Annotated in this window: 10 protein-coding genes and 1 tRNA gene; 5 read left to right on the top strand and 6 right to left on the bottom strand. The window is 76.2% G+C overall.

Features of this window, described 5'->3' with window-relative positions; genetic code table 11:
* Window positions 1–58 precede the first annotated feature (58 nt).
* From MUK52_RS20660 to MUK52_RS20640, 5 genes are all read right to left on the bottom strand, one after another.
* On the bottom strand, window positions 59–1,627 hold the full coding sequence (locus MUK52_RS20660; protein WP_114057615.1) for a bifunctional phosphatase PAP2/diacylglycerol kinase family protein: 1,569 nt from the start codon (window positions 1,625–1,627) through the stop codon (window positions 59–61).
* Window positions 1,628–1,804: 177 nt separating this feature from the next.
* Window positions 1,805–3,124 (bottom strand): TQXA domain-containing protein, encoded by a 1,320-nt coding sequence (locus tag MUK52_RS20655; protein WP_284578968.1) that lies wholly within the window; start codon window positions 3,122–3,124, stop codon window positions 1,805–1,807.
* A gap of 68 nt (window positions 3,125–3,192) precedes the next feature.
* Window positions 3,193–3,600 (bottom strand): single-stranded DNA-binding protein, encoded by a 408-nt coding sequence (locus MUK52_RS20650; RefSeq protein WP_284578966.1) that lies wholly within the window; start codon window positions 3,598–3,600, stop codon window positions 3,193–3,195.
* 93 nt (window positions 3,601–3,693) lie between these two features.
* Window positions 3,694–5,523, bottom strand: a complete 1,830-nt coding sequence (locus MUK52_RS20645) for a GTPase (protein ID WP_114057617.1) — start codon at window positions 5,521–5,523, stop codon at window positions 3,694–3,696.
* Window positions 5,524–5,527: 4 nt separating this feature from the next.
* Window positions 5,528–7,171, bottom strand: coding sequence for a dynamin family protein (locus tag MUK52_RS20640; RefSeq protein WP_284578963.1), 1,644 nt, complete (start codon window positions 7,169–7,171; stop codon window positions 5,528–5,530).
* A 332-nt stretch (window positions 7,172–7,503) separates the two neighbouring features.
* On the opposite strand from MUK52_RS20640, the gene MUK52_RS20635 reads away from it, so the two are divergent.
* Window positions 7,504–7,576, top strand: a tRNA-Arg gene (locus MUK52_RS20635).
* A gap of 242 nt (window positions 7,577–7,818) precedes the next feature.
* Here MUK52_RS20635 and MUK52_RS20630 read toward each other — a convergent pair.
* A complete protein-coding gene (locus tag MUK52_RS20630; RefSeq protein ID WP_284578961.1) occupies window positions 7,819–9,327 on the bottom strand; it encodes a class I adenylate-forming enzyme family protein in 1,509 nt (502 codons plus the stop codon).
* Between the two features lie 124 nt (window positions 9,328–9,451).
* Between MUK52_RS20630 and MUK52_RS20625 the strand changes: the two genes are divergently transcribed.
* From MUK52_RS20625 to MUK52_RS20610, 4 genes are all read left to right on the top strand, one after another.
* Window positions 9,452–10,189 carry a class I SAM-dependent methyltransferase gene (locus tag MUK52_RS20625; protein ID WP_114057620.1) on the top strand — a complete coding sequence of 246 codons (738 nt, stop codon included), beginning with the start codon at window positions 9,452–9,454 and terminating at the stop codon, window positions 10,187–10,189.
* Between the two features lie 319 nt (window positions 10,190–10,508).
* Complete coding sequence (locus tag MUK52_RS20620; protein WP_284578958.1) at window positions 10,509–11,021, top strand: hypothetical protein; 513 nt, start codon at window positions 10,509–10,511, stop codon at window positions 11,019–11,021.
* A 152-nt stretch (window positions 11,022–11,173) separates the two neighbouring features.
* Entirely contained in the window at window positions 11,174–11,869 is a 696-nt protein-coding gene (locus MUK52_RS20615; protein WP_114057622.1) for a 4'-phosphopantetheinyl transferase family protein, read from the top strand.
* Window positions 11,870–11,984: 115 nt separating this feature from the next.
* A complete protein-coding gene (locus tag MUK52_RS20610) occupies window positions 11,985–12,398 on the top strand; it encodes a GNAT family N-acetyltransferase (RefSeq protein ID WP_114058917.1) in 414 nt (137 codons plus the stop codon).
* The last annotated feature ends 80 nt before the right edge of the window (window positions 12,399–12,478 follow it).

The following is a 12,478-nucleotide window of genomic DNA, read 5'->3' as shown; positions in this document are numbered from 1 at the left end:
GCGCTGGTCTGGGGCGAAGCCGCAGCATGGCGCATCCGGCGGCAGGCCGACCGGCCGGTCAGCCGAGGCGGTAGACGGTCAGCGCGTGCGGGACGGTGTCGACGACCAGGGACCGCGCTGCCCGGGCGTACTCGCCGTCGTACGCCAGCGGGGTGCCGGGCGGGACGTCGTCGATGCGCAGGTGCGGCAGGCGGGTCGCGGTGTGGACGGGGGACCGGGAGAGCGGCCCCGCGAACGCGGCGGCGATAAGCCGGGGCCCGGGGCGGCCGCCGCCGTGCACGAGGCGGACGTCGAGCAGGGCCTCGGCGAGGCTGTCGCGGCGCCGCGGGGCGGGGCCGGTGCCGTGGTAGGTGCCGTTCCCCGCGAAGAGCAGCCAGACGCTCCGCGGCCGGCCGGAGAGCCGCAGCCGCACGGGGCGCTGCGTGCGCAGCACCCGCCAGGCCGCCAGCACCATGGCCGGGCCGCCGCCGATGCGGGGCGCCCAGTGCAGCCGGTGCCGCAGCAGCTCCGGGTAGGCGCCGATGCTGAAGGTGTTGAGGAAGTACCCGGCGGGTGCCCCGCCGCCGGCGCCCGCGGCCGGATCGGCCCCCGCGGCGCGGGCGGGCGCGTGGGCGGCGCCGGGCTCGAGATCGGGATCGGGATCCGGGCCGGGGGCGGCGACCGGTTCGGGGCCGGGGGTGAAGCGGCCCACGCCGACCTTGACGGCGCGGCCTTCCGCGATGGCCCGGCAGGTTTCCTCGGCACCGGCCAGGCCGAGGTCCAGCGCGAAGTGGTTGAGGGTGCCGCCGGGGAACACGGCGAGCGGCAGTCCGGCCCGCAGGGCGGCGGTGGCGGCGGCGTTCACGGTGCCGTCGCCCCCGCACACCCCGAGCACGGCGGCCCGGCCCGCGGCGGCGGTCAGCTCGCGCCGCAGCTCGGGGCCCTCGCATTCGACGACCTCCGCCTTGGGCAGCCGTTCCCGCAGGACGTCGAGCCCGGCCTCGGCCGCGCTGCCGGACCCGGCGTTGACGACCACCACGAGCCCCTCCCCGTCGGGCAGGGCGGGCGCGTCGACGGCCTCCGGCTCGTCGCCGGGGACGGCCCGCGCGCCCTCCATCCGCTGCGCGATGCGGCGGACGGCGAACCCGGCGACCACCCCGAGGGCCGCGCCGGCGGCCACGTCGGACGGGTAGTGCACCCCCGTGTAGACCCGGGAGAACGCCACGGACGCGGCGACGGGGGCCACCGCGGCGCCCAGGGCGGGCGCGTGCAGCGCGAGCCCGGTGGCGAAGGCGAAAGCGGACGCCGAGTGCCCGGACGGGAAGGACGTGGTCTGCGGCTGCCGGGAGAGCTGCCGCACCGCCGGCACCCCGTCCAGCAGCGGCCGGCGCCGGCGTACGGACCACTTGCCGACGGTGTTGATCGTCGCAGAGGCCAGCGCCAGGGAGGCGCTCGCCCGCAGCGCCGCCTTGCGGGCGGGGGCGGAGCCGAACGCGGCGATCGCGAGGGCCGTCCCTCCCCACAGCACCCCGTGGTTGGCGGCCCGCCCGAGGCGCGGCAGCACCCGCTCCCCACCGGGCCAGTGGTGCCGTGCCACAGCGTCGAACAGCGCCCGGTCCCACCGCGCTGCGGTCCCCCGCAAGGTCATCTCATGATCCGCCACTCCACGCGCTTACCCCGGCCCGCCGCCCCGGAACCGGTCCGCTTCCCCTCAGCCCCCGTACAGCCGACCCGCAGCCGGCCGAGGGCGTCGGCGACGGGCCCGACCCGGGGCCGGTGCTGCCGTGTCGGCGGCGCGGCAGCACCGTAAGGAGCGGCTATCTCCCTACGCGCCCTCCTCCTCGTCCAGCGGCCGCTTGCGGACCAGGAGGACCACCAGGCCGCCCAGGACCACCAGGCCCACCGCCAGGGAGGCGATCACCGGGGTGGCGGCGGAGCTGCCGCTGGTGGCCAGGCGTTCCTCCTCGGGGGTGGGTTCCGGGGAGGTGTCCGCAACGGCCGGGTTCGCCACGGTGGTGTCGCCTGCGGCGCCGGCCTCGGTGACGACGGCCTCCGGCCAGAGCGCCGTGGCCTGCGCGGTGACGGCGGAGGCGCTGGAGCCGGCGACGATCTGGGCCTGGGTCGGCAGGCCGCTGGTGAAGACGCGCCCGACCGGCACCTTCGTCGAGCCCTGCACGGTGACGGAGGCAGTCCCGTCGGGGGTGCCGGCGGGCACCTCGAAGTACAGCCGGCTGCCGTTGGCGGCGGCCGTGACCGGCTTGCCTTCGGCGTCGACGATGCGCACGCCCATCGCGACGGCCGCCGCGTCGGGGGCGACGGACACGCTCTGGGCGCCCGTACGGACCGTGACCGGGCCGATTCTGCCGCCGACCGGGCCGGACACGCTGCCCGGGTCCAGCCCGAGCGAGGCCGGCGGCTCGGGCAGCCGGCCGGCGGACCGCTGGAGGTAGTCGGCGAGCTTCTCGGCGGCCGGGTCGGCCGCCTCCACGTTCGCGCCGTCGGCGAGCCGCCAGATCGCCACCTGGGTGCCGGCCGCCGCGCTCTCCGCGGTGAGCGCGCCGGCGCCGGCGGCCTTGGCGAGTCCGGCGAGGTCGTTCAGCTGCGGGTAGGAGTGCTCCAGGACCCAGCGGATGCGGCCCGCTTCGGCGTTCCCGGCCAGGGGGCTGCCGCCCCACGCGCTCTCGGTGTAACGGGCGTGGGGCTGGGCGTGGCCGGCCACCCCGACCCCGTACGTCTGGAGGGTGCCGCCGCCGTCGACCCGCATCTCGTACAGCCCGGCCGGGATCTGCCGGACCGAGCCGTCGGCAGCGCGCAGGACCGCCTGCCCGTACGTCTTGAGTCCGTCCAGGACGGCGCCGGCGCCTTCCTGGGTCCGGGGTGCGGGCAGGCCGGTGTCGGCGGCCGCGCGGGCGCCGGGCGCGGCGGTGAGGGCCGCGGCGAGCAGCGCGGCGGCCAGCGGGCGGCGCGCCGCGCCGCGTCCCGACGCAGGGGCCGCTTCGCCGCCGGGTCTCGGGGGGCGGGCCGCTGCGGGGCCCGCCCCCGGGGCCGCAGCGCGGGCCGCGGCACGCAGCGGATCAGGTAGCGGATCAGCCGCAGCAGCGGAAGCGGAATATGAAGCGGAGGATGCGGGAACGCCAATCGACACAGTCTTCCCCTTCGGGCCAAGGACCCAGGTGCCCGTGAGTATTGGGGAATCCTAGCCTCATCGAACACTCAGACCACCGCCGCCTTCTGAGTGACCATCAGTGCGGGCTCCGCCCTGGTGATCCTGCGGAACGCGGCGGTGCCGCGGTTGAGGTCGTGCCCGATGGCGGTCGCGTCGATCTCCGCCGAGAACCAGCGGTTCCCCTCCGCGTCGGGCGGGTCGTCCCGCACCCGCAGCCGGCCGTGCACGACGAGCGGTTCCCCAACCGAAACGGAACCGGTCAGGTTGACCGCGAGCGTGCGCCGGGCCCACACCGTGTAGAAGCTGGTGGCCCCGTCCGTCCAAGCGTCCTTCCGGCGGTCGAAATACCTCGGCGTGACGGCGAATCGGAACCGTGCGGACGGCCCGTTCGCGGTTTCCTTGTAGTCGATCTGCGTGGCCACATACCCCACGAGCGTCACCAGTGTGTCGTTCACGGCGGCCGCCTCCCCTCGTCGTGCCCGCGCGGCCTCTCCGCACGGGCATGACCAGACTCGCCCGGACCCATAAGTTCCGGTTGAGCCTGTGGATTACGCGCGGGATGTGGACAACCTCGCCACCGCCGCGTACTGCTCGCGCACCTCCCGGTACCGCAGGAGCTCCGCGGCCACCGGCTCCAGCACCCGCGCCCGCCCGCAGCCGGCCGCCGCCTGGCGCAGCCGCCGCTCCGCGTCCTGCCCGTACCGCCGCGCAGGTCCACGGGCCGCGAGCGAACAGGCCCACTCCACCAGCGGCCCGCCGACGATTCCCGACGCCATCAGCAGCACCGGCGGCAGCAGGTGCGGCGGCAGCACGCCCACGATCTGCCCCACCAGCCACAATCCGCCATAGATCTGCAGGAGTGTCATCGCGGCCTGCGCGAGCACCGCCGCCGGCCACCACGCGGGCCGCGGCGGCTTGGTGCCGGGCGGCGCAGCGGCCGGCCCCAGCGTCAGCGCGACCTCGTCCAGCATCTCGGGAAGCTGCTCCCCGCCCCGCACCGCGGTCTCGCGCACCGCCTGCGCCCACGGGTCGGGCAGCCCGGTCGCCGCGGCGTCGGCGACCGCCCGGACCGCCTGCTCCACCCGCTGCCGGGCCGTCACCTCCGCCTCGGCCGGCGACTGCGGCTCCGCGGCCTGGGCGGCGCCCCGCCCGCCGATGGCCGCCAGCGCCGCCAGCCCGGACAGGGTGCGCGGGGAGCGCCGGTTCTCGTACCAGCGCCACAGCCGCAGCCAGGGCGTCCCGCACGCCTTCCCGGCGTTGCGCCGCCAGGCCCGTTCGGCGGCGAGGCCGGCCGCGCTCGCCCCGACCGCCTCCGCGAGCCGGTCCTCGAACTCGGCGCGCGCCTGCTCCGAGATCTCCGCCCCCGGGTGGCCTGCGGCGACGTACAGGGGCCGCATCCGGCCGGCGGCGCGGTCGACGTCGGCCGAGATGCGCCGGGTGGCCGCGCCCCGCTCCTGCGTGAACTGGCCGAGCAGCTCCCGCAGCTCACCGACACCCTCCCCGGTGAGGGCGGACAGTCCGAGGACGGTGGCGCCGGGCTCGTCGTGCTCGCCGAGGGCGATGCCGTCCTCGTCGAGCAGCCGGCGCAGGTCGTCGAGGACGAGGTCGGCAGCCTCGCCGGGCAGCCGGTCGACCTGGTTGAGCACGACGAACGTCACCTCGGCGTGCCCGGCGAGCGGCCGCAGGTACCGCTCGTGGAGGACCGCGTCCGCGTACTTCTCCGGGTCGACGACCCACACGACGGCGTCGACGAGGGCGAGGACGCGGTCGACGTGGTCGCGGTGGACGCCCAGCGCCGAGTCCAGGTCGGGCAGGTCCACCAGCACCAGGCCGCGCAGAGCCTCCGCCTCGGGCGTCTCGCGCGGGCGGCGGCGCAGCCGCCCGGGGATCTCCAGCCGGTCCAGCAGCCCCGCCGCGCCGTCGGACCAACTGCACGCGATGGGCGCGGCGGTGGTCGGCCGGCGCAGCCCGGTCTCGGAGATCTGCACTCCGGCGAGGGCGTTGAAGAGGGTGGACTTTCCGCTTCCGGTGGCTCCGGCGATCGCGACGACGGTGTGCTGCGCGGACAGCCCCCGGCGGGCCGCCGCCTCGTCCAGGACGCGCCCGGCCTCGGCGAGCGTCTGGCCGTCGAGGCGGGTCCGGGAGAGCGCGACGAGCTGGCGCAGCGCCTCCAGGCGGGAGCGCAGGGCCTGCGCCTCGGGGCTGAGCGGGGGCGGCGGGGTGCGGCCGCCGTCGCTGCCGGCGCCGGACAGCGCGCGGACGAGCGCGTCGTCGCCCTCGTCGCCGTCCTCGCCGTCCGGTTCGTCGGGGACGGGGCGCGAGCGGGCGATCAGGCCGTCGTCCCAGCGGTCGTCGGTGCGGTCGGCCAGGGCGCTCACCGCGTCACCTCTCCTTCTGCAGTACGGACAGCGCCGCGATGAGTTCGGCCTGCGGCTCGGGCGTCACGTGGAGGGCCTCCAGGGGGGCGAGCCGCCGGTCGCGTTCGGTGCGCAGCACCTGTTCGAGGTGTTCGGCGACGAGTTCGCCGCCGCGGTCGCGCAGGCGTACGGCGGCCTGGACGCCGATCCGCTCGGCGAGTTTCTCCCCGGCGGGCCGGGCCCGCCTGCCGCCGAGGAGGGCGGCGGCGAGGAGGGCGGTGACGGCGTCGGGGTCCGGCGGCGGCTGCCGGTCGGCGGCGGCTGCCTCTTCCTCGGCGAGCTCTTCGAGGACGCGCCGCCAGCGGCGGACGGCCAGGCCGATACGTTCCGCCGCCTCCCGGTCGGCGGCGGGCGCCGGGAGGGCTCCCGCGGCGGGTTCGCGCCGCCATGCCTCGGCGATCCGCTCCTCGGCGGCGGCGACGGCGCACTGGAGCAGGGCGGCGAGGGATTCGGCCAGCGAGTCGAGGAGTTCGTCGGCGGTGGTGTCGAGGGGGTAGCCGCGCCAGCGGGTGAGTGCGTCCCCGGCGAGTACGGCGCCCTGGTCGAGCCGGGCCCGCACCCGCTTGCCCTCCCTGCGGTACGCGTCCTCGACGGCCGTGGTGAGCCGTACGGCGGCGGCGTACTGGGCGGCGACGGCCGACGCCAGCTCTGGCATGCGGCGCCGCAGGGAGTCCAGCGCGCCGAGCGCGGTGCGGCCGACGGCGTACTGGCGGGCGGCGGGGTCCTGGGCGTGGTGGGCGAGCCAGGCGCCGAGCGGTGCGACGGCGCTGGCGGGCAGCAGTCCTCCGCCGCCGGCGGATTCGGGCAGCTCGGGCACGGTGAAGCGCGGCACGTCGCCCAGTCCGGCGCGGGTGAGGAGGGCCCCGTACTGGCGGGAGACCTCGGCGAGGACCTGGTGGGGGACGCGGTCGAGGACGGTGACGAGGGTGGCCTTGTACTGCTTGGCGGTGCGCAGCATGTGCCAGGGCACGGCGTCGGCGTAGCGGGAGGCGGTGGTGACCATCACCCAGACGTCGGCGGCGCAGATGAGTTCGGCGGCGAGTGTCCGGTTCTCGACGACGAGGGAGTCGATGTCGGGGGCGTCGAGGAGGGCGAGGCCGCGCGGCAGGCCGGTGACGGTCTCGATGCGCAGCTCGCGGGTGGCGGTGGACGCGGAGCGGCCCCGCCCGCCGGGGGTGCCGCGTCCGGCGTGTCCGGCGGTGCCGCGTCCGCGGGCGGGGTACGGGTCGTCCTCGTCGGGCGGCGCCCAGACGCGGAGCAGGTCGGGCAGGATCCGCATGCCGGCGAACCAGTGGTGGTCGTCGGGGTGGCAGACGAGGACGGGGACCCGGGTGGTGGGCCGCAGTACGCCGGCTTCGCTGACCTGGCGGCCGACGAGGGAGTTGACGAGGGTGGACTTGCCGGCCCCCGTGGACCCGCCGACGACGGCGAGGAGCGGCGCCTCGGGGGACTTCAGGCGGGGTACGAGGTAGTCGTCGAGCTGCGCGAGCAGCTCGGCTCTGGTCTGGCGGGCGCGCGGGGCGCCGGGAAGGGGCAGCGGCAGACGCACGGACGCGACCCGGTCGCGCAGGGCGGACAGGGCATCGAGCAGCTGAGGCCGAACATCCAAGGTCACCACATGTGAAGAATGCCCAATTTAGGACCCTTTTTGAAGCTTATACGTCCTCTGCGCGCCGACCGCGACTCCAGAGGGACCTTCCGGTCAGAGCAGGCGAGTGGGGCTCAGGCATAACGAGTGCACAACACCCGGCCCGACGCGGCGCAAAAGCGGTGCGAGAATCGCACCTGCCTGCGATTATCGGGACCGCTTCACCGAACCTCCACATCGTGGCACGCGGGTGAAGCAACCGGGACAAGGCGACCGGAGCCCTATCCTTGACCCGGCACGGACGACAGTCCCACCCCCACCCCGGGGCTCCAGGCCGCCACGGCCGCCTTCCGGCCCCCGTAGCTCAGTGGATAGAGCAGGTGCCTTCTAAGCACTTGGCCGCAGGTTCGAGTCCTGCCGGGGGCACTCTCCTTATCTGACCAGCGGAAACGCTGGTCAGATTCTTTTCCCGGCCTTTACACCGCGGCGTGCGGGGCCACGTGCCTCGCCGGAGTGGATGCGGGCGCTCCGTTCCCGAACTCGTCCGGATCCGGCCCGTGGGCAGGCAGCGCCATTCGCGTCCCGAACGCGAAATGCGGCCGAATTCGTTCCCGTCCCGCCCGACCGCCCGTGCCCGGCGTCGCCGGCCGGTGTCCCCTCCCGGACCTTCAGCGCCGGGCCGACGCCTCTTCGCGGAGGAGGCGCTTGTCCGGTTTGCCGAGGGGAGTGAGCGGAATGTCCTCGCGCCAGAACACCGCCGTCGGGCGGTAGGCCGGGGCGAGGGTGCGTTCCACCAGGTCGCAGGCCTCCGCCGCGGCCGACGCGTCGGGGGTGCGGCCCGCGGCCGGGACGAGGAAGGCGCACACCTCCTCCCCCGCCGCCCCGCCCGGCCGGCCCACCACGGCCGCGCGGGCGACCGCCGGGTGCCGGGCGAGAGCAGCCTCCACGGGCAGGCAGTACACGTTGTCCCCGTCGACCATGACCGCGTCCGCGAGCCGGTCGTCGAGGTGGAGGTAGCCGTCGGCGTCGGTGTGGCCGAGGTCGCCCGTGCGCAGCCAGCCGTCGCGGAGCACGGCCGCGGTCAGGTCGGGGCGGCCCCAGTAGCCGGACATCACCGCCGCCGACCTGGTCCACACCTCGCCGGTCCGCCCGGCGGGCAGCGGCAGGCCCTGCGGGTCGCGGACCTCGACCTCCACGCCGGCCGCGGGCCGCCCGACCGACGTCAACAGGTCCGGCCGGCCGGTGACCGCGGCATCGTGGTCGGCGGGGGTCAGCCGGCAGATCACCGCGGATTCGTTCATTCCGTACCCCTGCTGCCAGCGGCCGCCCCAGCGGGTGACCGCCTCCCGCAGCCGCTCGGGCAGGACGGGCGCCGCGCCGTACGAGATGACGCCGAGCCCGGGGATCCCGTCGGCCGTCGCCGGGTCGTCCAGGAGCCGGTAGAGCATGCCGGGCATCAGGTACGAGGCCGCGGGCGCCAGCCGCCGGCAGGCGGCCGCGAACTCCCGCGGGTCGAAGGCCGCCAGCACCTCCGTACGGCCGCCCGCGCGCAGCTGCTCCAGGCAGCGGCCGCCCGCACGCTGGGCGAGGGAGGTGACGGACACGTAGGCGGGGGGCTCGCCTCGGTCGCGGGTGGCGCGCCCGTCGGTACGGGCCGCGAGCGCCCGGAACGTGGTCGCCACGCCCTTGGGGACGCCGGTCGTGCCGCCGGTGTACGCCACGCGGGCCACGTCGTCCTCCCTGGCGGCCACTGGGACGGGGACCGGATCGCGGGCGTCGGCGGCCCGCAGCAGCGTGTCGAGGGCGAGCAGGCGGGCCCCGGCGGCCGGGGCGGGCACGGGCGTGTCGTGGACGACGAGCGCGGGCCGGCAGTCGCGGAGGACGAAGTCCAGCCCGGAGGTGTACGGGTCGGCGACGACCTGGGTGAGGCGGGCGCCCAGCACATGCGCCGCGAGCCGCAGCTGGACGACCTCGGTCCGGTTGCGGCCGAAGACGCAGGCGAGACCTGTGCCGCGCCCGACGCCGCGGTCCGCGAGCTCGCCGGCCAGCCGGTGGACGCGCACCAGCAGCCCGGTGAAGTCCAGCACCTCGCCGCCGGAGCCGAGGGCGGGCCGGTCCCCGTACCGCTCCATCGCTCCGACCAGGCCGGCCACGTACCGTGCCCGTGCTGCCGCCATGCCTTCTCCTCTCCTCTTCCCGGGTTGAGCGGAGGCGACCGTACGGGCCGGGGCCGGGCGCCCGGCCCGCGTGTCCGCCTCCCCCTGTTGACGCGGCCCAGTGCATGCCGCCGACCATGGCGGCATGACGGACGCATCCCGTGCACGCTCGTTCGGTCCGGCCGCCGCCCGCTACGCCGACCACCGCCCCTCCTACCCGCCCGAGCTCTTCGACGCACTGGAGCAGCTCGCCGGGTTTCCACTGGCCGGGGCGCGCACCGCCGACGTCGGCGCCGGGACCGGCATCGCGACGGCCCTGCTGCGGGAGCGCGGCGCCCGGGTGGTGGCGGTGGAGCCCGCGGAGGGCATGGCCGCCGAACTGCGCCGCCGGAACCCGCGGATTCCGCTCGTTCGGGGGGACGGGGACCGGCTGCCGTTCGCCGGGGGTTCGCTCGATCTGCTGACGTACGCGCAGTCCTGGCACTGGACGGACGCCTCGCGGTCGGTACCGGAGGCGGTGCGGGTGCTGCGGCCCGGCGGGGCGCTGGCCGTGTTCTCCAACGACCCGGACCCGGAGTACGGGTGGATCGCCGAGCAGGGGCGGCGGTTGGAGGCGGCGTTCGGGCCGGGCTGGTACGTGAACGAGCGTCCGGGGCGCTCGGAGGGCGGCCTGGACTTCGCGGTGCGGGCGGTGCGCTGGTCGCGCCGGATCAGCGTCGACGCGCACCTGGCGAAGCTGTCGACGCACTCGCTGTTCCTGATCGGGCGGCCCGGCGCACAGGACTTCCTCGCCGCCGAGCGGGAGCGGCTGCTCGGGCTGTTCCCGGACGGGGTGCTGGAGGAGGCGTACGTGGCGGACCTGAGGGTCGCCGTACGGCCGTAGTAGGCCGCAGGCGGTCGCGCGGGCTGTCGGCGGGGGCGGCCGCTGGAGCGGGAGCAGGAGCGGCGGCGACGACCCTTGAGCGGGGCGGGACGCCGCCGATCCCCACGCCCCCTCCGACGGCGCGGCGCAGCCGAGGTGTCGGAGGGGGCGGGACCCGGCAGCCGTCAGGCGCCCGCCGTCAACTTCAAGCGCCATACCTCAGGCCCGTCACCCGGGGTGTGCAGTCCTCAGGTACCGGTCGCCATCAGACCTCAGACAGACTTCGCGTTCGTCCTGGGGAGGGACGCGGGACGACGGCCCCCCGACCGAGACTGAGGGCATGAACCGCCGTCCCTTCGTCATCGCCGCCGCCGTGGCCGCAGTGGTTGCCACCGCCGCGTTCGCGCTGCCCAACCTCCCGCCCAACCCCCTGACCGACCCGATCACCGACCAGGTGTTCCAGGAGAAGAGCAAGCGGTACCCGACCGCCGCCGACGCGCCGCGGCGCGGACCGGAGGCGTTCACGCTGCCGTCGTGGGTGCCCGGGGACGCCAGGGACATACGGATACACGCGCGCACCACCGGGGGCCAGGCCCGCCTGATCCGCTTCACGCTGGGCCCGACCCCGCTCGACGGGCCGCAGTGCCGTACCGGTGCGCCGAAGCGGCCGCGGGGGCGGGAATTGGACGCCAAGTGGTGGCCCCGAGGCATACGCCTGCAGGAGCGGCCGGAATGCCGGGACGCCCACCAGTACCAGGTGGCGGTGCGCGGCAAGCACGTCTACGCCTGGACGGACGGAACGCCCTCCCCCGGCCGCGCGCCCGGCCGCTCCATACCCGCCGGGGCACGCTGACCGCCACTGCCGCGGGCCGCGCCGCGGGTCCGGGACGGGCGGGGCGGCGACGGCCGGCGCCGCCGGGCCCATCTCCCGGCACTGTGAGGGAACTTCACCCTCTCCGATTGCTCGACCGGCGTGCGGTGTGCCTCATCTACCCTCGTCAGGTGATGACGTACGTGAACCGGCTCGGCGAGGACGTGCCGCGCACCGGCGAGCCGCCGCAGGGTGACGCCGTCGCGGCGTGGCCGCTCGACACCACCCTCGACGTGGTCGGCGGCCACCGCGTCGCGGAGGCGCTCCCGCTGCTCGACGCGGCGGAACGGGACCGGGCGGAGCGGTTCGTGCGGCCTGGCGACCGGCACCGCTACGTCGCCTCCCACCTCGGGCTGCGCCTGCTGCTCGGCGGCTACCTGGGGCTGGCTCCGGAGAAGGTGACGCTGATCCGGGAGCCCTGTCCGTGCTGCTCCGCGCCGCACGGCCGGCCCGCGGTGGCCGGCGGAGGGGTGCAGTTCTCGCTCTCGCACAGCGACGACATGGCGTACCTGGCGTTCGCGGGGGCGGCAGTCGGGGTGGATGTGGAGAAGGTGCCCGGCGACGACGTGGTGGCGGACGTCATCGACCTGCTGCACCCGTCCGAGACGGCGGAGCTGGCCGCGCTGCCGGCGTCCGGGCGGCAGATACCGATGGCCCGGATGTGGGCCCGCAAGGAGGCGTATCTGAAGGCCACCGGCACGGGCCTGGCGGACGGCCTGGCCGAGCCGTACGTCGGCACGGGCCCGGACCCGGCACCGCTCGCCGGCTGGTACCTCGCAGACCTCCCGGCACCGCCCGCCTACGCGGCGGCACTGGCCCTCAGGACCTGACCGCCGCCCACCCCGGGGTACCAGGCCGGAGGCCCCTGCGCAGGGCCGCAGCGGGGCGCCACGCCGGGGTGGCGGGGGCGGGGTGTTCGCGGCGGGGGCCGTTATGGTGGCCGCCATGGACATCCTCCGGGCCACCACCGTTGCCGAACTGCAGGCCGCGGAAGGGCTCTTCGACGGTCCCGCGCCCTTGGACCGGTGCGAGCGGTTCCTGTCGGCGCCCGGGCACGTGATGCTGATCGCGTACGTGGACGGGGTGCCCGCCGGGATGGTCAGCGGCGTCGAGATGAGCCACCCCGACAAGGGCACCGAGATGTGCCTGTACGAGCTCTCCGTCGACGAGGGCTACCGCCGCCGCGGCATCGGCCGGGCGCTGACGGAGGCGCTCGCCGCGGAGGCCCGCGACCGCGGCTGCTACGGCATGTGGGTGGGCGTCGACACAGGCAACGAGGCCGCGCTGGCGACGTACGCCTCGGCGGGCGCCCGCGACGAGGGTGTCTTCGCCATGCGCGGCTGGCCGCTGGCCGGCTGACCCTCCCGCCGGCGTGCCCGTCCGGCGTGCGTGGGCCTCCGCGCCTTTGGTGGCTCCGGTGGCTCCGGCGGGGGCGCAGC

This window comes from Streptomyces sp. 2P-4 (assembly GCF_030167965.1).
GTDB classification, from domain to species: Bacteria; Actinomycetota; Actinomycetes; order Streptomycetales; family Streptomycetaceae; genus Streptomyces; species Streptomyces globosus_A.
This window is presented reverse-complemented; position numbering and strand designations above follow the sequence as displayed.